Raw genomic sequence first — 22,284 nt, forward strand, 5'->3', positions numbered from 1 at the left:
CCTTATTGAGTAGTGGGGGGCCGGTTTCACCATCACCCGCCCAAGGCCCCCTGGGCCGAGACCAGTCCGAGAAACACCGTCCCCACCGCAATCAGGGAGATCAACCGAAAGGCCTGGGTGGCGAACATCAAGGTGCCGCCCAAGCCTGGGCCGAACACGCCGATATAAACAGGCATCTGGTGGCGAAAGGCCCTCACGGGAGCGGCCACGATGTTTCCCACCAGCAGGGCCAGCACGGTCTGGGAGACATTCAGGGTCCCGGAGTCCAGCATCGCACCGGCTGCGGCGTACCCGGATGTGAATTCAGCGGCCAGGCTCACGATGATGATGGACATGGCGTCCACCGGGATCAATGCGGATCCGATCCCCTTGGCAAGGCCTTTTCTGACCCACTCAAAGAACCCGATGCCTGATATCCACATGATGACGCAATACACGGGAAGAACGATTACCATGACCCGAAGTAATCGGTTAAGAAATTTTTTTCGGAGTTCCAGCAAAAGCCCATACCAATCCCTCTGCTTTCTCTCCCTGTCATTGTGAAAAGGTCTTCCAGGTTTCGGAAGAAAGAAGCGTCCATAGAACAATACCGCTGCCAACCGCAGGAGCGCTGCGCCGAAGGTCAGGCCCAGGTACAGGGCCCCGGCTCTCCCCGCAAGGGGCACCAGGATGAAGAAGGTGGTGGGCAGGTGAAGAAAAAAAGAGGGGAAGGTATTCAAGAGCACCCCCACAATCACCTGCTTCCGCTCGATCTTTCCCTCCCGGTAAAAGGACATGAGCATGGAGATGGATGAGGTGCCCGAGAAGAAGGCCGTTGTAAAGGCGGCTCCCACATGGTGATCCAGGTGCCCCCATTTCATGATGGGGCGGGCCATTACGGAAATTCGATCCGTCCACCCCGCCATCTCGACAAAGTAACCCACGGCCAGGCCGGCGGATATGAAAAGAGTGAGCCTCAACAGGGGGCGGACCACCCCATCCAGGAACGACCTGAAGTCCTGGAGAGATACACCGCCCGGCAGCGCTCCGGCGAGAAGACCGGCGAAGGCCGCGACCGCCAAGAGGGAGACCAGGACATAGGGGAGGTAAGAAATTTTCTTCTTCATCCCACACCTTTTTTCCTTACCAAGATGAGAGAAAGATAGGGAGGGGTCTTGTCCGGATATTTCCTTAAATCATACACGATCTCCTCCCCCTCGAGTCCGCAACGGGATACCAGGATGGACCCTGAGGTCAGACCCAGTTCTTCGAGGGCTTCCCTTATCTCCCTGAAATTTCGGTATACCTTGAGAATCACGACATTGTCGGTCGTGTGAATCACTTCCTTGAGCCTGTCTGCGCCCAGGGCCCCGGAAACCACGGTGAAGGACTCCTCCGCCTCCGCCAGGGAACGACAGGTTGCGGCCGTGGCGGCCTGGTAAGACGTGATGCCCGGAATCACGACGATGGGGATCTCGGGCGCCGCCTCCCGGATGGCCCCCGCCGTATATCCGAAGGTGCTGTAAGTGGTCGGATCCCCCAGGGTAACGAAGGCCGCGTCTTTGCCCGCAAGCAGGACGTCCAGGAGCCTCCGTCCGTTCTCCCGCCAGGCCTCCTTCAGGGTTTCCCTCCTGCGGGTCATGGGAAATCCGAGAAGTCTTACGGGGATGTCTTTCTTCAGGTATCGAGACACGATCTCAGCGGCCAAAGACCCCTCATTCTTGGTGCTGGACGCGGCGAACACGACATCCACCTTTCTCAAAATCCTTACGGCCTTCATGGTGACAAGCTCAGGGTCTCCGGGTCCCACCCCGATTCCATAAAACGTTCCCGTCTTCATCGGTTATCCGTCTCCTCTCCCCCGGCGGCGGGTTCGCCCGGCCCCTCAAACCGATCGGGATAAAGGATCCTCGCTATCTCCCGAATACCTTCCAGGAGTCTCAGGGTGGGTCTGGAAACGATCTTTTCATCCACCAGGTACACCTCTCCTTCCCGCACCGCCCTGATGGCCCTAAACCCAGGTTCTTCCATAATCTGCCGGATGGTGACAGGGTTCATGGTCCCATGCTGGGCTAGATAGACATCGATTTCATCACCATGGGATAGGATGCGTTCCTTCCCATAGGCCGCGATATTCGTCTGTCTCACCGTCCGGGCGTCACCGGCCACGTTGATCCCCCCTGCACTCTTGAGGACGAACATAGCGATCGAAGAGGGCGAAAAGGTTTTCATCTTGCTGTGGATGGCCTCGAAGTAGACCCGTTTTCGCAGTCCCGGGGGAACCGTATCCAAACGGGAAGCAACCCATTGGAGCCCCCTCTTGAATGTATCGATCATCCTCGCGGCCTCCCGCTCCCTGCCTGTCAGGGTCCCCAGTTCCTTCCAGTAGCGAAACATCTCTTCCACGCTCTTCGGTTGAATCGACACCACCCGTATACCGGCGCCCCTCAGCTTGGAGACCAGTCCGGGATACCCATGCTCGATCATGGGCCTGATGAGCACCAGGTCCGGCTTGGCGGCCAGTAATCTCTCCGGATCATCGTGGTAACTGAACAGGGGTTTCACCCCCGCCCCCGGCGGACAGGCCTCTTTCTTCGAGACCCCGATGATCTCCTTACGGAGACCGAGAGAAAACAGGTTCTCAGTGTGGGCGGGATACAGAGATATGATCCGCCTGTAAGGCCTCCCGGCGGGAAAGTCCCGTTCCGGCCCGGTCTCCGGCCCGCCTGCGTATCCGCTAAAGGGTAAAGCCAAAAGCAAAAGGAGGAAAACCGGGCACGGAAAATGAAGGGCCGGTCTTTTCATAACGTTCCCCTCCTCTTGAAGATCACATGCCGTGAACAGGTGGCGGCGTCAACCGTTACCCTGGCCTCCACGTTGAAAACTTCTCCGATGTTTTTTTCGCTCAGGACCTCGTCCGTATCTCCTTCCGCGAACACCCTGCCCCCTTTCATGAAAATGATTCGGTCCGAATACAGGGAGGCCAGGATCAGATCGTGCATTACGGCTACAACGGTGTGATTCTCCGCTCTCACCCTTTTCGATACGAGATCGAGAAGGTCGAGGGTAAACCGGATATCCATGTTAGACGTTGCCTCATCCAGGATCAGGACCGGAGTCCTCTGGGCAAGGGCGCGAGCGAACACCACGCGCTGCTTTTCCCCGCCGCTCAGCTCCGTGATGAGCTTGTCCCTGAAGCCATACACGCCGGTTTCCCTCATGACCTCCCCCACGATCCTCAGGTCTTCGCCGGAGGGGGCCTCGAATCGCTTGATGAAGGGATGCCGCCCCATCATCACTACCTCCTGGACGGTGAAATCGAAGTAGACCTGAAAGTCCTGGGGAACGAGCGCCACCATTCGGGCGAGGGCCCTTTTCCTGTAAGAATCCACCCTGCGCCCGCGAAACCGGATCGTGCCGGACGCTGGTCTTTTTCGACCGGTAAGGAGATCCACCAGGGTGGTCTTGCCGCATCCGTTCGGCCCTACGATCACATAGAAAAGCCCGGGATCGATGGTGAAGGAAAGGTGTTCCAGTACGGGCTCCCTGCCGTAGGAGAAGCAGACGTCTTCGACCTCAAACAGGGATTTTTCATGCATGGATCCCTCGAGTCCCCCTTTTTCTGAAGATGTAGCAGAAGAAGGGCCCGCCGATGAGCGCGGTCAACACCCCGATGGGGATCTCCCTCGGCAGTATGGCCCTCGTTATTGTATCAGCCGATAGCAACAAGATCGCTCCGGCCAGGGCCGAGGCGGGCAGAAGCTTCCTGTTGTCAGCGCCTGCCAGAAACCGCAGAAGGTGAGGGACAATGAGACCGACGAAACCGATGATCCCGGAGACGGATACGCAAACGGCCGTCATGAAAGAGGCCGCCACCAGCAGGGACATCCTCACCCTGCTCGATGAAACACCCAGTGAATCGGCGGCCCGGTCACCCAGGGAGATGATGTTCAAATCCCGGGCGAAATAGAGGGCCACCAAAAATCCGGCAAGCACGCAGGTCAGGGCAAGTAACACCTCGGGCCAGGTCTTGGAGGCGAAGCTCCCCATCAACCAGAATATGATGACCGAGACCTGCTCATCCGCCACGTATTTAAGAAAACTGATCCCCGCCGATAGGATGGCCGCCACGATGATCCCTGAAAGGATCAGGCTGTTGGAGGACATCTCGCCTTCAAAGGAGGACAGAAAGATCACCACCCCGAGCGTTCCCAGAGCCCCCAGGAAGGCGAAAAAGGGGACTGTGTATAGTCCGAGGAAGGAAAGGTTCAGGATGAGGGCGATGGAAGCACCAAAGGCCGCGCCGGCCGAAATGCCCAGAGTGTAAGGATCGGCAAGGGGATTGAGCAGGATCCCCTGAAACACCACCCCCGAAACTGAAAGGCCCGCACCCACCGCAGCTGCGGTGAGCACCCGGGGCAGCCTTACCTCCCAGATGACATAGGGAACGGCACCCTTCAAGTCCCGGAGCAGGGAATCATCGCCGCTGATCTTTGCGGCGATCGTCTTGATGACTCCCGGAAAGGGGATTTCCATGTACCCCATTGCGGTGGAAACCAGGATAACCAGCAGGAGTACGAAGGCCAGGAGCATGAAATGCCCGGCCTCCGTTTCCGGCGATCTCAAGCCGCCCCTGCTCCCGGGTTCTCCTAGAGAGATATCCCGTTCGCCCGAGCTGCATCCATCATGTGTCTGAGATAAATCTTTGCCCACTCCGGGTTTTCTCCCAGTCCTTGGATGACGCAGGTCACTCGGATGCCTTCCCTCTCAAAAACGCTCTTCCAGGAGTCCTCTTCGCTTCCTGCCATATCGTTCCTGGCATGATCTCCGGCCACGACCATGAAAGGCTTGAGGATCACCTTCCTTATCCCGGCGTGTTTCAAGGAAAAGAGGACATCTTCCCTGGAAGGGAAACCTTCCACCGTCCCCACGAAGATCCCGACACCGGGGTAGGTCTTTCGCATGACCTTCTGGAATTCTGCATAGACACCGGTGCTGTATGTCTCGTTCCCGTGACCCATATAGACGAGGGCGGCTCCCCTCTCCTTCGCCATTTCCACGTCGGCCCGAAGGGCCTTTGCCGCCTCCGCCATGTCCTCATGGTAGTCGGGTTCCGGCCCGTTCTTGCCGAGGGCCGGTCTGCCCGCCACCAGCTTTTCAAAGGGCCTGTACTTGGCCTTGATGGTCCGGATGCTGTTCAGTCCTCTGAGGTAGGAACAGAGGTCGGTATACTCCTCCCCGTCGTATATATGGGTCGACTGGACGATGATGGTTCGATAGCCTTCGTCCTGCAGTTCGGCGATGGCGGCCAGGGGCCCCTTGACGAACAAGACATCCCTTGGGATATCCGGGTGTTTCCCGATGAACTGTTTGTCTTTCTGCCGCTCGTGCCAGATGTTACGGATTATGTTGGAGGTGAAGGCGAGCCTGACCTCCAAGCCGGGAAAGGCCTTTTGGATCTGTTCCCGGATGTTCAAGATGCCATTCAGGGCCGAGGGGTAACTCGTTCCGAATGCCGCGAGTACGACCGCCCTTTTGTCCTTTTGCCCGCCCATAGCGAAAGAAGGGACGGCCATGGTCAAAGAAAGCATACACACCAGCACCATTACCAACATCTGCCTTTTCATTCCTTTTCCTCCTTGTTTTTTTGCCCTGGAATCCGGTGCGGGCCCCCTCGCATCATTCGTCCCTGCCCTGAGTGTGGCAGAAGAGGTCTTGGGATCGAATTCTTATCAGGATTATCTTCCTGGATCGGGCCAAGTTCCTTCCGCCGTTTCCGGACCGCTGCGGCCTTCGGGGAGGAATCGCGCCCCTTTCCTGCTTCAATACTCTCACCAGGCGGCCGGTTCCCCCAAAAAAAATCCCCGGATCGAATGAATCCGATCCGGGGATTTCCCTCTTTTATCCTCGAGATCCTTACAGCCGCGCCTCTTGTCCACGAAGGTCACGGTCCACATCCAGGCAGGTCTTCTGACTCTCGGATCATCCTACTTGCCGCGCCTTCCCATCAACCGCCCCGGGCATCTCCCAGAATGGCCGGGCGGATCAAGACAGTGGCACTTATGCGGCTTTCGTCCCCGATTACAGCGGCGGGCCCGCCCCCGATTCTCACGGGGTTCCCTGTTAGGCTCATAATGAGCACCTGAATGTATTTTTCTCTATAACAAGAAACCCCGGTCGAAATCAATTGAATTCTGACGGCTTCGTGAAAAGCCCGAAGGTCCGCCCTGGATGGTCCCATCACCCCCTATTCTTCCTTTTCGGACACCCCGGCCTCCTTAAAGGTGGCCATCTCGGAGAGAATTTTCGCCGCGGCCTCAATGATGAAAAAGGCCAGTACCGCTCCCGTCCCCTCTCCCAGGCGCATGTTCAGGTCCAGGATGGGCTCAAGGTTGAGGTGGGTCATCATGGCCCGGTGACCCGGTTCCGTGGATACATGCCCCGCGAACATGTACCGGCTGACACCCGGAGCCAGGGCTGCGGCCACCAGGGCTGCGGCCCCGGAAATAAACCCGTCCACCACGACGGGTATGCCGCTGGCAGCCGCTCCCAGCATAACCCCGGCAAGGCCTGCAATCTCGAACCCTCCCACTTTGCAGAGCACATCGATCGGGTCTTTAGGGTCGGGACGGTTCAAGGAGATAGCCTTTTCGATCACCCTGATCTTATGCTCGAGGCGCTTCTCATCGATGCCCGTTCCCCTGCCGGTGACCTCCCTTACCGGCTTGCCGGTTATCACCGAGCAGACGGCGGCGCTCGGGGTGGTATTACAGATCCCCATGTCCCCCGCGGCCACGATGTCAAGGCCTCTTTTCACCTCGGCCTCCAGGACCTCGATCCCGGTCTCCAGGGCCGCCAGGGCCTGCCCCTTGGTCATGGCCGGTCCCAGGGCCATGTTTTTCGTGCCCCTGTCGATCCTTCTGGACAGGAGCGCGGGGTGGGGCGGGATATCCGTGGCAACCCCCATGTCCACGACCACGACCCGGGCACCCGCATGGCGGGAAAGGACGTTGATACCGGCACCACCATTAAGGAAATTGAGCACCATCTGGGCCGTGACCTCCTGGGGCCATTCAACGATATTCTCCTCGATCACACCATGATCGCCTGCCATGACAATGACGGCCTTCTCTCTTATTACCGGCCGCTCCCTCCCCTGGATGCCGGCCAACCTGATGGAAATCTCCTCCAGCCTTCCCAGGCTTCCCTGGGGCTTAGTGAGTTGGTCCTGACGAATCCTGGCCCTTTCCATGGCCTCCCGGCTGGGTTCCTTGATGCTCGAGATGGTTCTGTCCAATTTGTCGGCCATTTTTCTTCTTCCTCCCTTTTTCGTTTTTTTCCTCCCGTCTTCTGCGGGTGATCCCTGCAACCTTTGAATCCTTGGGCCCTAATGAAAAAAAGGGCCCTGGCACATCCTGTGATGAGCCGGAGCCCTTTACCATCGAGTTCCGAGCAGAAAAGGCGCCAATAGGTCTTCTGGCTCTCCCCCCCTTTCGGCGGCCTTCCCATTCCCCTAAAGAGAAACAGTGACTCACAAGGCCGAAAGGGTTCCCCACATCTCCCTTCGGAACCTTGAAACCTTTGAAAAACGCCCCCTTTTGCTCAATTTCTGCGCCTGCCTGTGCCGGGCCTATCTGCCATTCCAAGGGGCAGGCAGGCACGGCAGACAGGTCAGACTCAAAATTGAACGTTTTTCAAAGGTCTCACCTTCAGAAAAACGCCCCTTTTTGGAGTGGGGAGGGATCACAGCGGCGGGACCGCGACGGATTCGCACCGTCTTCCCTTACATTGGCACCTTGTCACCCTTCTTTTGCCGAAATTTCCTACCAGGAGGGGATGGGATTGTCAACAGCTATTTCCCACCCCGGGTCTTGGCCGATAGGGCGTTTTTCAAAGGCCTCAAAGCGTGAAGAAGGGTACCCATGATCTCCCATTCATGATATATACCTAAATTGAACGTCTTTCAAAGGTCTCATAGCATATGTATATTTTTCAAATCATCAAATTTTGAAACGCTCAATTTAGGATATAATCAAAGTGCTTTCTTTCATCTCCAGTGGGTCATCCCTGGGAAGGTCGGCACTTCATTTTTTATCGGACCCGGGCCGGAAGAATCTACTGCCCGGAGCGGACAAAACCAGAAGATTGAAAGGAGCGTCACATGGGAATCCAACTGACCTGGTACGGACATGCCTGCTTCCTGGTTGAGACCGATGAAGCCCATCTTCTCATCGATCCTTTCCTTTCCGGAAATCCCACCGCCCCCATCGGTCCCGAGGAGATCCAGGCGGACTATGTTCTTGTATCCCACGGCCACGGGGACCACCTTGGGGATACCGTGGACATCGCCAGGCGAACCGGAGCTACGGTCATCTCCAATTTCGAGATTCACAACTGGCTTATCGGACAGGGGCTCGAAAAGGTCCATCCCCAGCATATCGGCGGCGGTTTTGATTATCCTTGGGGCCGGGTCAAATTGACCATCGCTCACCACGGCTCGGGACTCCCGGATGGAAGTTACGGGGGGAACCCATGTGGTTTTCTCCTCTATATCCAGGGGAAAAAGATCTACCATGCCTGCGATACAGGTCTCTTCTACGACATGAAGCTTATCGGTGAGGAGGGAATCGACCTGGCTATCCTGCCCATAGGAGACAACTTCACCATGGGCCCTGAAGATGCGCTTCGGGCCGTAAAACTGATCCAGCCGAAACAGGTCATCCCCATCCATTACAACACCTTCGACGTGATTCGGCAGGATCCCCAGGCCTGGAAAGAGAAGACAGAGAAGGAGACGGGCATACCCGTAACAGTGATGAACCCGGGAGAGCGGATCCGGCTTTGAGCCTCCCTTTCCCATTCCGGCGATTTCCAAAAGCCGCCTGCGCTCTGAATTTATCTGCTTCCGGATGGAGTGCGGATTCCTTACGGGCTCATATCTTCTGCAGGACGAATTCTGCTTACTCTTCTCCCGGGAGGTCCCTAGAGCAAAAACGGTAAAGGCGGCGGATCGGGTATTCCGATCCCTTTCAATTTCCTGAATCTTACGAGGGTCGGGCTTACCGAATATGCAAGATTCACAAGCATTCCCTATTTAAGGAGAGACATGAAGCTCCTATCCATCCTGCTGATCGTTGCGGTTTCAGTGCTGAACGTCACTCTCAACCTCATGCTCAAGAAAACGGCCGGCGGTGGGGGCGATCTCCTGCAGGTCCTGCTCTCCAACCGGTTTCTCGGGTGCCTGCTCATCGGGCTTCTCTCCTTCGCCTGTCTCTTCGCCCTTTACTCCACAGGGATAAACCTCTCACGTGGTATACTGATGATGGGGGCGATTTCGATCCTGGGCGGAAGCCTTTACGGGGTGGTCGTCTACCGGGAAAACCTGCATCCGAGCGAATGGGGCATCTTTTTACTTCTTGCTCTCTTGATCATATACCGGTGGTTTTCCAAAGGATGACACTTTTGTTTCTACCCAGGGAAACCTCATCCCCGTGGATCATGCAATCCCAGGGGCCTTCGAAAAAAACTGACCTAGATTTCACATGAATTTAATCAGCAACTGGTTCAAACATCACTTCTCGGATCCCCAGGTGGTCATCCTGGCACTCATGCTCGCGATCGGCGCCGCAGGCGTCCTGATGCTCGGGGACATTCTCGCACCGGTGCTCGCCAGCCTCATCATGGCCTACCTCTTGGAAGGCCTGGTGGATTTCCTGGAGCGGCGCAGGATCCCTCGATTGCTTGCAGTGGTTTTCGTGTTTCTGCTCTTCACCGGATTTCTTCTCTTCTTGCTGCTCGGCCTGTTCCCTCTCCTCTGGAGACAGATCGGGCAACTGGTCCATGAACTTCCCAACATGATTTCCTGGGTTCAACGGGAATTGATGCACCTGCCTGAACGCTTTCCCGGTTTCATATCCGAGCGGCAGGTCCTGGACCTGATCGCCGCCCTCCGCTCCGAATTAAGCTTTCTCGGCCAGAAGGTCCTCTCTTACTCCCTGGCCTCCGCACGGAGCCTCTTTACAATACTCGTTTATCTTTTCCTCGTTCCGCTCATGGTGTTTTTCTTCTTGAAAGACAAGAAACGCATCCTGGAATGGATCGGGGGTTTTCTTCCCAAAGAAAGGGGGATGGTTTCTGAAATTTGGCACGAAGTGGACACCCAGATTGGAAACTATGTGCGGGGGAAATGCTGGGAGATCCTCATCGTTTGGTCGGCCAGTTTCTTGACCTTCACCCTTCTTAAACTGCAATACGCTATGCTCTTGAGTCTTTTTGTGGGCCTCTCCGTCCTCATTCCTTACTTCGGTGCCGTTTTCATGGTCCTTCCCGTGGCATCCATGGCTTACTTCCAATGGGGGTGGAGTTCTCAGTTCGCATACACGGTCCTGGCCTATACGGTGATCCAGATACTGGATGGAAACGTGCTCGTGGCCATCCTTTTCTCGGAGGTCGTCAATCTCCACCCCGTGGCGATTATCGTGGCGGTCCTGGTTTTCGGCGGTACCATGGGTTTTTGGGGAGTATTTTTCGCCATTCCATTGGCCACCCTTGTCCAGGCCATTTTAAGGGCCTGGACAAGGAAAAGGAAAGGTCCTCAGGCCTCCCCGGACGCGATTTCAGAAAATCCCGAAGGTTTGGAAAAAGAAGAACCTTGACATTGCCAGGTTTCAACAAACTTCATGCCGCCACCGGGGACCCGGGGCTGGAGGGAGAGGCTGGCAGGCCGGGAAAAGCTAGAGGAAGGAAGCTGTCAGCAAAGCCCCTCAATCTTAGAAGGGAGTATTTCTTATACCATGAGACCTTTGAAAAACGTTCAATTTTGTTCAAGATCAAGCCACCGGCCCGTAAGGCCTACGCCCCGGAGGGGAAGACGAAAATTTTAACCATCCCGCTTAGAATACCAAGCGGCAGGCACCATACATTGAAGTATTTCGAGGATTAAACCCTGAGCCTGACGCCGCTTGTCCGCCGGCTGTCTGGCGGGCTTGTCACGCCGTAGCCATAGCGAAGGCGGAAGATTGGGCAAAAGGGGGCGTTTTTCAAAGATCTCACCATGACCATCATGAAAAAATATCCTTCAGTAAAGGAAATGTCCGGAAGCCAGCAGGTCCAATGGGTCAAGGACATCTTCTCCACCGTCACCGGAAAGTACGATTTCCTCAACCACCTCCTCAGCCTTAGAAGGGATATCGCTTGGCGGCGGCGTTGCGTCGAGAAGATGAGATTTCCCATGACCCGGCGTCTCCTGGACGTGGCCACGGGTACAGGGGACCTGGCTATCGAGGCGGTGAGAAGGCACCCCGGAATCGAGGCGGTGGGACTGGATTTTGTACGGGAAATGCTGGAAGTGGGACGAAGAAAGGCGGAAATGAAGGGGTACGGGAGATGTATCCGTCTTCTGGAGGCCGACGCCCTCCAGATGCCTTTCCGGGACAACGCGTTTGACGTGGTAGCAGTGGCCTTCGGCATCCGGAACATCCCGGAGAAAATCCACGCCCTGAAGGAAATGCGCCGGGTCGTCGTCCCGGGAGGCCAGGTCCTGGTTCTGGAATTCACCCTCCCCAAGACCCCATTCTTCAAGCCCCTATACCGCGTCTACCTCAACGCCCTCCTGCCTTTCCTGGCCCGTTTCTTCTCTCCCAACCCCGGCGCGTACACCTACCTGGCGGACTCGGTCATGAATTTTCCGGGGCCCGAGGCCTTCAAGGTCCTGATGAAGGAAGCGGGCCTTGTGAGGTTATCGGCCTATCCCCTCACCCTCGGGGTGACCTGGCTGTACCTGGGTCACAAACCCGGATGAAAAGCGAGGGCGCAAAGCGTGTGAAGGTTCAGGCATTACCCGCAATGGCTGTAACCACAATAGTGACAGGTCATGCACCCCTCAGCAAAGCTCAATGGCTGGCCGCACTCGGGGCACCCTGTGCCCAGTAAAGTGTTTTCCCTCTTCCCCCGCCTGCCTTCCTTCGGCCGGTCCTTCAGATACCGCCTTTCCAGGACCCTGCTGATGGCATCGGGAATAGAGAGGACCATGCCGTCCTTTTGAAAAACCGGATACTCGCCGCAGATCCCCTTTAGTTGGTCAACGATCTTGTCCACCGTGATGCCCGATCTCAGGGCGAGGGAGACCAGGCGCCCGATGGCCTCGGTCTTGGCCATCGTTGATTTTCCCGATTTTCCGATGGTGGCGAAGACCTCGAAGGGCCTGCCTTCGAACTCCGTTACGGTAACATAGAGATTCCCCATGCCTGTCGCGATCTTGGTGGTGAACCCTTCCAGGGTCTCCGGGCGTTCCTTGACAAGGGGAACCACCCCACCCACCCCGGGCTCCTCCCTTTTTTCGACGCTCAACACCTGGTTGGACTTGCTGCCGTCCCGGTAAATGGTGACACCCTTGCACCCCAGGCGGTATGCCAGCTCATAGACCTTCCGAACGTCATCGGGGGTGGCATCTCTGGGAAGGTTGACCGTTTTCGATACGGCGTTGTCCGTGTACTTCTGGAAGGCGGCCTGCATCCGGACATGCCACTCCGGAGACACGTCGTGGGCCGTGACAAAAACCGACTTGACCTCTTCAGGTATTCCCTCGATGTCTCGGAGACTTCCCGCCCGGGCGATCTCTTCCATGAGTTCCGGGGAATAGAATCCCATCTCCCGGGCCACCTTTTCGAAGTAAGGATTCGTCTCGGCCAGCTCGTCGTTGTCCATGACCCTGCGGACGAAGTGAAGGGCGAAGAGGGGTTCGATTCCGCTGGAGCACCCGGCGATGATACTCAGGGTACCGGTGGGAGCGATGGTCGTGGTGGTGGCGTTTCTGAACCGGGCATTCTTCATTTTCCTGAAAACACTTTTTTCGAAATTGGGGAAAACCCCCCTCTCCTCCGCCAGGATCCTGGAGGCCTCGTGGGACTCCTCCTGGATGAAGGACATGACCTCTTCCGCCACGGTGAGGGCCCTCTCCGAGTCGTAGGGGATGCGAAGCTGGTAAAGCATATCGGCAAAACCCATTACACCGAGCCCGATTTTGCGATTGCCCTTGGCCATTCGCTCGATTTCAGGAAGAGGATACAGAGACATGTCCACCACATTGTCCAGGAAGCGAACGGCGAGATGCACCGTCTCCTTGAGGGTCCCATAGTCGATCGCCGCCCCCCTTTCTCCCTCCCTGATAAACTTGGCCAGGTTGATGGAGCCCAGGTTACATGCCTCCATGGGCAACAGGGGCTGTTCGCCGCAAGGGTTCGTGCTCTCAATAGCCCCCAGATCCGGGGTGGGATTGTCCCGGTTGATCCTGTCCAGGAAGATGACACCGGGATCCCCGCTTTCCCATGCATGACGGACCAGGGCCTCGTAGACCTCCCTGGCTTTCAGTTGACCGGTCTTTCGGTTGTCCCGTGGGTCATAGAGATCATAGGATTCATCCCGGGACAGGGCCTCCATGAAGGCATCCGTCACGGCCACGGAGATGTTGAAATTGTTAAGGGTCTTGTGGTCCTTTTTGCAGGAGATGAACTCCATGATATCCGGGTGATCGATCCGTAGGACGGCCATGTTGGCCCCCCTGCGGGTGCCCCCCTGTTTGACCTGCTCGGTGGCGGTATTAAAGATCTTCATAAAGGAGACGGGCCCGGAGGCCACTCCCCCTGTGGTGCCCACCTTACTGTTTTTAGGCCGGAGCCTGGAAAAGGAAAAACCCGTTCCACCGCCCGACTTGTGTATCAGGGCCGCGTTCTTCAAGGCATCGAAGATGCCTTCCATACTGTCATCCACAGGGAGCACGAAACATGCAGCCAGTTGTCCCAGCTTCCGACCCGCGTTCATGAGGGTGGGTGAATTGGGGAGAAACAGGAAATCGGTCATCAACCGGTAGAAACGCTCTTCCATCTCCGGCACCCTCTCCGGATGACCGTATTTTTCCTCCGCCCTGGCGATGTGTTTCGCCACCCTTCGAAACATCTGCTCCGGGGTCTCTATCACACGGCCCTTGGCATCCTTCTTGAGGTAACGTCTTTCAAGAACCGTCCGGGCGTTTTCCGAGAGGACAGGCCCCTCTTTTCGAAGAAAGGGAGCGCTTTCCAGCTTCAAGGGGGTAGCCTTGCCGATACCGTACTCCGCAAGCTTATCCTCGATGATCCTTTCAAGTAAGGGTATGGTGAGGACCTGGAGTTCCCTTTTTCGGATTTCCTCTCGCAGGGAACGGCTGATATTCAGGGCCTGATCCGAGTCGAGAAGGTTTTCCCGCGTCAGCAGGTCTGAAAAGACGCGGTCGTCCCACTTGTAGGTTGCGAGGTCGAAGGTCTTCTCCTCGCCTTCCTTGATTTTCCTTTTCTGACCCATGACTTGCCCTCTATTGAGTACTCTCCCTTTCAGGATTACCGGAATATATAGGTAATTGATTATTCTATGGCACCAGATATGGTAGGTCAATAAAAATTCAGCCCTCTCTTATCCCTTCTTCCCTACACCCTGATTATCGAGTGTCCCGACGAATTTATGCTGGAAAAATCTTTCCATGATCCCTATGTTATAATCTTAGGAATCATGCTATAGAAAAATGATACCCCTTTAAATGCCATGTAAGAGTGAATTGGAGAGACCTTTGAAAAATGTTCAATTTTGTCCAAGGGTCAAGGAAGGCGAAAATTTTAACCGCAGGAATACATTGGAGTATTTCGAGGATTAAAATCTGAGTCTGACGCAGAGATTGGGCAAAAGGGGGCGTTTTTCAAAGGTCTCTTGGAGGCTGCCGGACGGGAAACACATCGAGAGGTTTCTCCATACTGGAATCTGAGAGGAGAGGGACATGACGATCTACCGGGTGACCTTCCAACCGGACGGAAAATCCATCGATATTGAAGAGGGAACGACGATTGCGGAAGCCGCCCAAAGGGCAGGTATTTACATCAATAATCTTTGCGGTGGCGAAGGCGTTTGCGGCGAATGCCGTGTCCAGATCTTGCAAGGATCGGCCGAAGCTGATGAAAGCTCTACGGCCTTCTTTTCCGAGAGCGAACTGGAGCAGGGTTTTGTCCTGGCCTGTCAGACGGAAATCCACGACAACCTGGAAGTCGAGATTCCCCCGGAATCCAGACTTGAGGAAGAACAGATCATGACCGAAGGAGAAGCACAGGCCGGCACCCCTTCCGATCAGCCGGACCAGGCCCTTTCTTTTTTCCCTCTTAAACCTCTGGCTCGAAAAATATATCTGGAGCTGCCAGAGCCGACCCTTGAAGACAATATCACCGACATTGAACGGATTTCCCGGGAACTCCGGCGAAAGCTGGGATGGCATTCCTACGACATTGATCTCTATTGCCTGCAAAACCTCTCGGACAGGCTCAGAGACAACGGCTGGAAGGTGACCACCACGGTGGTCAAGGACAAGGACAGATACCGCATACAGAAGATCGAGCCGTTAGACACCTCCACCAAGAATTTCGGCATCGCCGTGGACGTTGGAACCACGACGATCGTCGCCCAGCTCGTCGACCTGCGTTTGGGGTCCGTTCTGGGGGTGGAAGGCACCCATAATCTCCAGGCCCAATATGGAGAGGACGTGATCTCCCGGATGATCTTCGCTTGCAACAAGAACGGCCTCCAGCCCCTCCAGGAAGCCGTTGTAACCAACATTAACCAGTTGATAGAAAGCCTTACCCGAAAACAGGGACTGGAACCCGAGGATATCGGCATCGTCGTGGCGGCGGGCAACACCACCATGAGCCATTTTCTTCTGGGCCTGACCCCCTGTTTCATCCGGCTGGAGCCTTACGTCCCCACCGCCGACGTCTATCCCCAAATCCTGGCCCGGGATATCGGCATTCATATCCATCCGCGTGGGGTGCTGGAGACGCTTCCGAGCGTGGCCTCTTACGTTGGCGGGGACATTGTGGCCGGAGTCGTGGCTTGCGGCATCGCCGACCACGGGGAGGTACAGGCCCTGATCGATATCGGAACCAACGGGGAAATCGCCGTCGGCAACAATGAATGGTTGGTCTGTTGCTCGGCTTCGGCAGGCCCCTCATTCGAAGGAGGGGGCACCCGTTGCGGGATGCGGGCCATCCGGGGGGCCATTGAAAAGGTGGAGATCCTGGACGGCCGGGTCACCTACCAGACCATCGGCGGGGCCAAGCCTTTGGGGATTTGCGGATCAGGGCTCATCGACTGCATCTACGAACTCGTCAAAAACGGGATAATCGGGGCCGAAGGAAAATTCAACCAGGACCGGGAGGATCCCAGGCTGACTTACGAGGAGGGCATTCCTCAATATATCATCGCCTGGCCCGAAGAGACGGAAAAGGGAGAAGCAATCGTTTTCACGGAATCGGATATCGATAACCTTATCAAGTCGAAGGGATCGGTATTTGCGGCCATCAAGTCCCTGGTCGACTTCATCGGCCTGGGTTTCGACCAGTTGGAGACATTTTACGTGGCCGGAGGTTTCGGAAATTACCTCAATATCGCAAAGGCTATTGCCATCGGGCTGCTGCCGGACATTCCCCAGGAAAAGATCAAGTTCATCGGCAACAGCTCATTGACGGGGGCAAGAATGGCCCTTGTCTCGGAAGCGGCTTTTGAAAGATGCCTGGAGGTCTCCCGCTCCATGACCAACATTGAACTGTCCAATTACCAGCCTTATATGGACGAGTATATCGCCGCCCTTTTCCTACCTCACACCGACCGGAGACTGTTTCCTTCCGTTCGGTACTGACCAAAGAGGAGAGGATTTCACCAACGTATGAAGGAGGTAACGAGGTAACCGGCTTTGTTTTTCATGTCCATCCCCTGCCGCTGCAACAGGAGATGCCGGCTGATGACTGCCATCCATAACGTCTCCTTTTCCCCCGGGTTTTTTTCCGTTGACAAACAAAAGGGGAATGAATTATTAACTTTTTGAAATTCCAGACTTTAACTGAGATTGGGCAAAGTTAGGGATTTTGCGGGAGACTCCAACCAAAAACCTTTTCCCCCGGCCATGCCGGGGCAACTTGAACCCTGGTTGAACGCGCCATGATGAATTTACCCTTCCGTCCATTATGCGTGCTGTTTCTTTTATTGCCGTGCATGATCTTCCCAGCACCTGGGGAGGCCAATGCTCAGGAGCCGAAAAAGATCCTGAGCATTGAGGCCTACGATATGCTCAATACGGTCCCGGACACCTATCTTATCGACGTGAGGACCAGGGCGGAATACCAGTTCGTCGGCCATCCATACAAGGCCTACCTCTTCCCATACATGTTCTTTACGGGCCGATTCGTGAAAGAGAATGGACAGTCGGGCTACCTTCCGACCAAAAAAAACAAGGCGTTCATCGAACAGATCAGCAAGGTCTTCAAAAAAACGGACAACCTCCTCATCATCTCCCGGGACGGCACCCGGAGCGCCTTGGCCGCTAAAGAACTGGTCAATGCAGGCTTCAAAAAGGTATTCAACGTGGCTGACGGTTTCGAGGGTCCCGAGTTTCCCTCCTTCGAAGACGACAACCGGGACAAATTCTACCGGCAACTGGCCAAGAGCAACAATATTTACGGGTTTGGGCACCGGCGCCATTACGGATGGCAATTCTGGGGTCTTCCCTGGACTTACGAAATCGACGCCAAATACATCTACCCCCCGGATCTGGTGCAACCCAAGAAAAAATAGTCTATATCCGGTATTGGAAAGGATGAAAGCGATGGAATCCGAAGAACTGATTCAACTCATGGAGCAAGTGGAACAAAAAGGGATCGGCTGGGAAAAGGTCGAAGAAAAGATCAAGGTCTCCCATGATCTCTTGAAACTTTACGCCCGATCGGGGCCTGTGCCTGTCACTATCACCAAGGGGTTGAAAACCCTCCTCCAGGAGGAAGGCGAAGGAAAATAGACATGAGAGGGCCGTTAAAGGGGTCTTCTCAGGAATCCCGACATAAAAAGAGCGAGGAGGGTCTTTCCATCCTGGATTCGACCCTCCCTGACCAAGACCTCCAAGGCTTCGGCACCGATCGGCTCCACAGAAGTGATCTCCCTCTCATCAATGGTTCTTTCCACCTGTTCGAGATTATACCCACAGTAAAGATGGATCCGTTCGTTTGAGTACCCGATGGCTGGTGCATAGGTATAAAGATACTCGATCCTTCCGGCTTCGTACCCTGTCTCCTCCCTTAATTCCCGGCGGATACAATCCTCCGGCCTCTCCCCCGGGTCGACCTTTCCGGCCGGGATTTCCAGGGTCTCGCGTCCCAAGGCGTACCGAAACTGCCTGACCATGAGAATCTTCTTCTCTGAGAGAAAGGGGACCACAGCCCCCGCCTCGGGATGATCTATCTTGATCCTCTTGCCGGTCGCTCCGTTCCGCAGGCGAACCTCGTCCAGGGCCACGGTGAAGCTATGGGTGCTTAGCGTTCCCAGGGTGGTGATTTTTTTCTCCATATCTGCAGATTACTTTCTCTCCTAAAAGGTTTTCCATCTCCCTGATCATATCGGCACTGGGCGATACCTTGAAAAAGGGCGCCGATACCACAAAGACTCTGCCTTCACCCGGATCCACCCTGAAAAGGACATTGGACTCACCGGGGTACTTAAAAAGAATCTCTTTGACCTCCTCCAGGTTCTCCCTCTTAAGGACCGGCTGTCGGAGCGTTAATTCCACCACCTTTACAGCGTCCTGGCGGGCCCTATCCATGGAGAGGATTTCCTGGGCGATGATCTTCGCCGAATTTTCCTCCACCTCCGCCGTGCCCCGGATCAGTAACGGGTCCTCGCTCTTCAGCAGATGGGTGTAATGGTTGAAGGTATCGGGGAAAATTACCACCTCAACGGAACCGGTGGGGTCCTCGAAAGACAGAACCGCCATCTTGTCTCCCTTTTTCGTCCGTTTGATCTTGATCTTTTCAATGACACCGGCCACGTCCACCTTGCTCTTGTCCGGGAGGTTCGGAAGCTCCTGGATGGAGCAGCTTGCGAGTCGGCTGACTTCTTCCGTGTATCGATCCAGTGGATGGCCGGTGATGTAAAAACCCAGGGCCTCTTTTTCCCTCCTCAGCCTCTCCTTCTCACCCCAAGGCTCAGCCTCGGGAAGATCCAATGTGCCGCACCCATTGAGTTCATCCTTGCTGAGGGCCGAAAAGATGCTCAGCTGGCTGGTGTCGTGATTCGCGCTGCAGAACCGGGTGACCCGGTCCAGTGAAGCAAAGAGCCTGGCCCTTTCTATTCCTGTGAAGTCGAAGGCGCCGCACTGCACAAGCCCTTCCAGGACTCTCCTGTTGACCTTGCTCCCATCCACCCTGTTACAAAAATCCACCAAGTCTTTGAAGGGTCCCCCCCGGCTCCGTTCCTCGATGATGGATTCCACGGCTTTGAGCCCCACGTTCTTTACAGCCGCCAACCCGAATCGGATGCTCTCCCCGACCACCGCAAAATCGGCCTGACTCTCGTTGAGGTCGGGGGGGAGGATCGGGATGCCCATCTCACGGCACTCGGCGATGTTCTTGATGGTTTTATCCTGGTTCCCCATGTCCTGGGTCAACAATGCAGCCATGAATTCCACGGGGTAGTGGGCCTTCAGGTAGGCGGTCTGATAGGCGATGAGGGCATAGGCCGCCGAGTGGGACTTGTTGAAGCCGTATCCTCCGAATTTGTCGATGAGGTCGAAGAGGGTCTCAGCGGTCTTGGGATCCACCCCGTTACGGCTCGCTCCCTCGATGAACCGCTCCCTGTGTCTGGCCATGACTTCCGGTTTTTTCTTACCGATGGCCTTCCTCAACTCATCGGCCTCCGCCATGGTGTAATTCGCCAGGACCTGGCCGATCTTCATGACCTGCTCCTGGTATAAAATCACCCCGTAGGTTTCCTTCAAGATGGGTTCGAGTTGAGGGAGCATATAGGTGATCTTCTTTGAACCGTGCTTTCCGCCGATGAAATCTTCCACCATGTTGCTCCCCAGGGGACCGGGACGGTAAAGGGCCACCAGGGCCACCAGGTCTTCGAAGACCTCGGGCCGGAGACGGCGGAGCAGTTCCTTCATCCCGGAACTTTCCAGCTGAAAGACACCGGTGGTTCTCCCTTCACTGCATAGCCGGTAGGTAGCCTCATCCTCCAGGGAAAGCTTGTCGATGTCCAGCCGCACCCCCTTGTTTTTCTCGATCAGGTCAAGGGCCTGGCGGATGACCGTGAGGGTCTTGAGGCCGAGAAAGTCAAACTTGATGAGACCCAGCATCTCAATCTGATCCATGGTGAACTGGGTCATGATTTCATCGTTGGCCCCCTTGAAGAGAGGCAGGTATTCAACCAGGGGTCGGTCGGAAATCACGACACCCGAAGCATGGGTTGAAGCGTGCCGGGAGAGGCCCTCAAGAGAACGGGCGATCCTTAGGAGCCGTTTGTGGGACTCTTCCCCCTCTTCCAGCTTCCTGAGCTCCGGCTCTTCTTTCATGGCCTTTTCCAGGCTCACGTTGGGACCGGCGGGAACCATCTTGGCGATCCGATCCACCTCTCCATAAGGAATATTCAGGACGCGTCCCACGTCCCGGATTACGGCCCTGGCCTTCATGGTCCCGAAAGTAATGATCTGGCCCACGTTTTCCCTGCCGTATTTCTCCGCCACATAGTGGATCACTTCGTCCCTGCCCTTGATACAGAAGTCGATGTCGATATCCGGCATGCTGATCCGCTGGGGATTCAGGAATCTTTCGAAGATCAGCCCGTATTTCAAGGGATCGATGTTGGTGATAGTGAGGCAATAAGCCACCAGGGACCCTGCAGCGGACCCCCTTCCCGGCCCTACCGGGATGTTATGGCGCCTGGCGTAATCGATGAAATCTGCGACAATAAGAAAATAGCCGGAAAATCCCATCCGGATGATGATATCCAGTTCGTACTCGAGCCTGTCCCGGTATTCCCCCACGGTTTCCTCTGAAAGAGGCCCCTCCTCCTCGGCTTCCTTCCGGGCAAGCCTCCTCTGCAGTCCCTTGCGGGCCTCTTCCGCCAGCATATCGTTCAGGCTGGTTCCCTCCGGCACCTGGAATACTGGAGGCTTGTAATTGCCGAATTCCATCTCGTAGTGACAACGCTTCGCAATATCGATGGTATTATCCAAGGCCTCGGAGAAGTCTTCATCCCCGAAGGAAGAAATCATCTCCTCCCTAGATTTGAAATAGAATTCGTCGTTGGAAAACTTCAGGCGATTCGGATCTTCCAGGGTCTTTCCCGTCTGGATACAGAGCAGGGCGTCATGGGCCTGTGCATCTTCCCTCTCGAGGTAATGGCAATCGTTCGTCGCGGCGAGGGGAAGGGAAAGTTCCCGCCCCAGTTCCCTGAGGACCTTGTTGACCTCCTGTTGTTCGGGGAGCATGTTGGCCTGGACTTCAAGGTAAAACCGCTCCTTGTCAAAAATAGAAGCCAACTCTCTGGCCTTCTCCCTGGCCTGATCAATGCGGCCCCTATTGATCAGATAGGCCACCTCTCCTTTCAAGCAGGCTGAAAGGGCCAGGAGCCCGGCGTTGTATTGCCTGAGCAATTCCATGTCCACGCGGGGATGGTAATAGAATCCCTCCAGGTGCCCGAGGGTGACGAGCCTGCACAGGTTTCGGTACCCCTCATCGTTCATCACGAGAAGGACAAGGTGATAGGCATTCGGCCCCCCGTCCCGGTAATGGGTCCGATCCCTGCGGTCCCCGGGGGCTACATAAACTTCACAGCCCAGGATGGGCTTTACGGTCGTCTTTGAAGCCTCCCGGAACAATTGGACGGCACCGAACATATTGCCGTGGTCCGTAACGGCCACGGCCTCCATCCCCAGGGCGGCGGATTTCTTGAGGAGTTGCTTGATCCGGATCGCCCCGTCAAGAAGACTGTATTCGGTATGGACATGAAGATGGGTGAAATTTGAAGTTTGATTCACTTCCTTACCTGGTATTCGATTGGTCGTCATCCTCGCCGATTTGGGGATTGTTTGGTTTCAGTCAAGTATGATACGGTAAGATTCGATTATCGATCAAGCCCCTTTTCCAGGGGGTGGTGAGGGAACCGCCGGGACACCGGAGTCCCGCAATGGGGCGTGACCTTTGAGAAATGCCCGTTTTTCAGAGGGTTCGGGGCGAAGCATCCGGCTAGATCCCCCTTATGGAAGGCCCCAAAGAGAGACCTTTGAAAAACGTTCGATTTTGTTCAAGATCAAGGAAGACGAAAATTTTAACCACAGGAATACATTGAGTATTTCGAGGATTAAAATTTGAGTCTGACCTGTCTGCCGTGCCTGCCTGCCCCTTGGAATGGCAGATAGGCCCGGCACAGGCAGGCGCAGAAATTGAGCAAAAGGGGGCGTTTTTCAAAGGT

18 protein-coding genes and 2 riboswitches are annotated in these 22,284 nt (G+C 55.7%); of the genes, 8 read left to right on the forward strand and 10 right to left on the reverse strand.

The features are described from left to right. Positions 1-32 precede the first annotated feature (32 nt). The 7 genes from JRF57_08975 to cobT all read right to left on the reverse strand — a co-directional run bounded on the left by JRF57_08975 (position 33) and on the right by cobT (position 7,288). Positions 33-1,106: a nucleoside recognition protein gene (locus JRF57_08975; protein ID MBW2303830.1), complete on the reverse strand. Its 1,074-nt coding sequence runs from the start codon at positions 1,104-1,106 to the stop codon at positions 33-35. Continuing rightward, positions 1,103-1,819 (reverse strand): precorrin-2 C(20)-methyltransferase, encoded by a 717-nt coding sequence (gene cobI / locus JRF57_08980; protein ID MBW2303831.1) that lies wholly within the window; start codon positions 1,817-1,819, stop codon positions 1,103-1,105. Before cobI ends, JRF57_08975 begins: the two co-directional genes overlap by 4 nt. After that, a complete protein-coding gene (locus JRF57_08985; protein ID MBW2303832.1) occupies positions 1,816-2,784 on the reverse strand; it encodes an ABC transporter substrate-binding protein in 969 nt (322 codons plus the stop codon). Before JRF57_08985 ends, cobI begins: the two co-directional genes overlap by 4 nt. Then, entirely contained in the window at positions 2,781-3,578 is a 798-nt protein-coding gene (locus JRF57_08990) for an ABC transporter ATP-binding protein (GenBank protein ID MBW2303833.1), read from the reverse strand. Before JRF57_08990 ends, JRF57_08985 begins: the two co-directional genes overlap by 4 nt. Continuing rightward, complete coding sequence (locus JRF57_08995; protein ID MBW2303834.1) at positions 3,571-4,572, reverse strand: iron ABC transporter permease; 1,002 nt, start codon at positions 4,570-4,572, stop codon at positions 3,571-3,573. The genes JRF57_08990 and JRF57_08995 overlap by 8 nt, the downstream gene beginning before the upstream one ends. A 56-nt stretch (positions 4,573-4,628) precedes the next feature. Continuing rightward, positions 4,629-5,606 carry a sirohydrochlorin cobaltochelatase gene (locus JRF57_09000; GenBank protein ID MBW2303835.1) on the reverse strand — a complete coding sequence of 326 codons (978 nt, stop codon included), beginning with the start codon at positions 5,604-5,606 and terminating at the stop codon, positions 4,629-4,631. 315 nt (positions 5,607-5,921) lie between these two features. After that, a riboswitch (cobalamin riboswitch) is annotated at positions 5,922-6,140 on the reverse strand. Between the two features lie 86 nt (positions 6,141-6,226). Beyond that, positions 6,227-7,288 (reverse strand): nicotinate-nucleotide--dimethylbenzimidazole phosphoribosyltransferase, encoded by a 1,062-nt coding sequence (gene cobT, locus JRF57_09005; protein ID MBW2303836.1) that lies wholly within the window; start codon positions 7,286-7,288, stop codon positions 6,227-6,229. Positions 7,289-7,421: 133 nt separating this feature from the next. Beyond that, positions 7,422-7,801: riboswitch (cobalamin riboswitch) on the reverse strand. A 339-nt stretch (positions 7,802-8,140) separates the two neighbouring features. On the opposite strand from cobT, the gene JRF57_09010 reads away from it, so the two are divergent. From JRF57_09010 to JRF57_09030, 5 genes are all read left to right on the forward strand, one after another. Beyond that, the gene (locus tag JRF57_09010; protein ID MBW2303837.1) at positions 8,141-8,824 is read left to right on the forward strand and encodes a metal-dependent hydrolase; all 684 of its coding nucleotides are present in this window, start codon (positions 8,141-8,143) and stop codon (positions 8,822-8,824) included. Positions 8,825-9,085: 261 nt separating this feature from the next. Continuing rightward, the gene (locus tag JRF57_09015) at positions 9,086-9,436 is read left to right on the forward strand and encodes a hypothetical protein (protein ID MBW2303838.1); all 351 of its coding nucleotides are present in this window, start codon (positions 9,086-9,088) and stop codon (positions 9,434-9,436) included. A gap of 85 nt (positions 9,437-9,521) precedes the next feature. Continuing rightward, on the forward strand, positions 9,522-10,634 hold the full coding sequence (locus tag JRF57_09020; GenBank protein MBW2303839.1) for an AI-2E family transporter: 1,113 nt from the start codon (positions 9,522-9,524) through the stop codon (positions 10,632-10,634). A gap of 2 nt (positions 10,635-10,636) precedes the next feature. After that, positions 10,637-10,921 (forward strand): hypothetical protein, encoded by a 285-nt coding sequence (locus JRF57_09025; GenBank protein ID MBW2303840.1) that lies wholly within the window; start codon positions 10,637-10,639, stop codon positions 10,919-10,921. A 111-nt stretch (positions 10,922-11,032) separates the two neighbouring features. Continuing rightward, positions 11,033-11,779 (forward strand): ubiquinone/menaquinone biosynthesis methyltransferase, encoded by a 747-nt coding sequence (locus tag JRF57_09030; GenBank protein MBW2303841.1) that lies wholly within the window; start codon positions 11,033-11,035, stop codon positions 11,777-11,779. Positions 11,780-11,814: 35 nt separating this feature from the next. On the opposite strand, the gene JRF57_09035 is transcribed toward JRF57_09030, so the two are convergent. Next, positions 11,815-14,313, reverse strand: coding sequence for a vitamin B12-dependent ribonucleotide reductase (locus tag JRF57_09035; protein ID MBW2303842.1), 2,499 nt, complete (start codon positions 14,311-14,313; stop codon positions 11,815-11,817). A 466-nt stretch (positions 14,314-14,779) separates the two neighbouring features. Between JRF57_09035 and JRF57_09040 the strand changes: the two genes are divergently transcribed. The 3 genes from JRF57_09040 (at position 14,780) to JRF57_09050 (ending at position 17,836) form a co-directional block, all read left to right on the forward strand. Then, the gene (locus JRF57_09040; protein MBW2303843.1) at positions 14,780-16,684 is read left to right on the forward strand and encodes a DUF4445 domain-containing protein; all 1,905 of its coding nucleotides are present in this window, start codon (positions 14,780-14,782) and stop codon (positions 16,682-16,684) included. A 425-nt stretch (positions 16,685-17,109) separates the two neighbouring features. Next, positions 17,110-17,616: a hypothetical protein gene (locus JRF57_09045; GenBank protein MBW2303844.1), complete on the forward strand. Its 507-nt coding sequence runs from the start codon at positions 17,110-17,112 to the stop codon at positions 17,614-17,616. 31 nt (positions 17,617-17,647) lie between these two features. Further along, a complete protein-coding gene (locus tag JRF57_09050; protein ID MBW2303845.1) occupies positions 17,648-17,836 on the forward strand; it encodes a hypothetical protein in 189 nt (62 codons plus the stop codon). A gap of 14 nt (positions 17,837-17,850) precedes the next feature. Here JRF57_09050 and JRF57_09055 read toward each other — a convergent pair whose 3' ends face one another. Further along, a complete protein-coding gene (locus JRF57_09055) occupies positions 17,851-18,381 on the reverse strand; it encodes an NUDIX hydrolase (GenBank protein ID MBW2303846.1) in 531 nt (176 codons plus the stop codon). Next, on the reverse strand, positions 18,338-21,880 hold the full coding sequence (locus JRF57_09060) for a DNA polymerase III subunit alpha (protein ID MBW2303847.1): 3,543 nt from the start codon (positions 21,878-21,880) through the stop codon (positions 18,338-18,340). The genes JRF57_09055 and JRF57_09060 overlap by 44 nt, the downstream gene beginning before the upstream one ends. Positions 21,881-22,284: the final 404 nt, after the last annotated feature.

This window comes from Deltaproteobacteria bacterium, assembly GCA_019310525.1.
In the GTDB taxonomy this organism is placed as follows: Bacteria; Desulfobacterota; DSM-4660; order Desulfatiglandales; family HGW-15; genus JAFDEE01.

What these genes read in the sequence shown, in the direction of transcription:
- JRF57_09015 (MBW2303838.1), top strand. Translation starts at nt 9,086, where the DNA reads ATGAAGCTCCTATCCATCCTGCTGATCGTTGCGGTTTCAGTGCTGAAC.
- JRF57_09055 (MBW2303846.1), bottom strand. Translation starts at nt 18,381, where the DNA reads ATGGAGAAAAAAATCACCACCCTGGGAACGCTAAGCACCCATAGCTTC.
- JRF57_09050 (MBW2303845.1), top strand. Translation starts at nt 17,648, where the DNA reads ATGGAATCCGAAGAACTGATTCAACTCATGGAGCAAGTGGAACAAAAA.
- JRF57_08985 (MBW2303832.1), bottom strand. Translation starts at nt 2,784, where the DNA reads ATGAAAAGACCGGCCCTTCATTTTCCGTGCCCGGTTTTCCTCCTTTTG.
- JRF57_08975 (MBW2303830.1), bottom strand. Translation starts at nt 1,106, where the DNA reads ATGAAGAAGAAAATTTCTTACCTCCCCTATGTCCTGGTCTCCCTCTTG.
- JRF57_09060 (MBW2303847.1), bottom strand. Translation starts at nt 21,880, where the DNA reads ATGACGACCAATCGAATACCAGGTAAGGAAGTGAATCAAACTTCAAAT.
- JRF57_09045 (MBW2303844.1), top strand. Translation starts at nt 17,110, where the DNA reads ATGCTCAATACGGTCCCGGACACCTATCTTATCGACGTGAGGACCAGG.
- JRF57_08995 (MBW2303834.1), bottom strand. Translation starts at nt 4,572, where the DNA reads ATGCTCCTGGCCTTCGTACTCCTGCTGGTTATCCTGGTTTCCACCGCA.
- JRF57_09035 (MBW2303842.1), bottom strand. Translation starts at nt 14,313, where the DNA reads ATGGGTCAGAAAAGGAAAATCAAGGAAGGCGAGGAGAAGACCTTCGAC.
- JRF57_09010 (MBW2303837.1), top strand. Translation starts at nt 8,141, where the DNA reads ATGGGAATCCAACTGACCTGGTACGGACATGCCTGCTTCCTGGTTGAG.
- cobT (MBW2303836.1), bottom strand. Translation starts at nt 7,288, where the DNA reads ATGGCCGACAAATTGGACAGAACCATCTCGAGCATCAAGGAACCCAGC.
- JRF57_09030 (MBW2303841.1), top strand. Translation starts at nt 11,033, where the DNA reads ATGACCATCATGAAAAAATATCCTTCAGTAAAGGAAATGTCCGGAAGC.
- cobI (MBW2303831.1), bottom strand. Translation starts at nt 1,819, where the DNA reads ATGAAGACGGGAACGTTTTATGGAATCGGGGTGGGACCCGGAGACCCT.
- JRF57_09020 (MBW2303839.1), top strand. Translation starts at nt 9,522, where the DNA reads ATGAATTTAATCAGCAACTGGTTCAAACATCACTTCTCGGATCCCCAG.
- JRF57_08990 (MBW2303833.1), bottom strand. Translation starts at nt 3,578, where the DNA reads ATGCATGAAAAATCCCTGTTTGAGGTCGAAGACGTCTGCTTCTCCTAC.
- JRF57_09000 (MBW2303835.1), bottom strand. Translation starts at nt 5,606, where the DNA reads ATGAAAAGGCAGATGTTGGTAATGGTGCTGGTGTGTATGCTTTCTTTG.
- JRF57_09040 (MBW2303843.1), top strand. Translation starts at nt 14,780, where the DNA reads ATGACGATCTACCGGGTGACCTTCCAACCGGACGGAAAATCCATCGAT.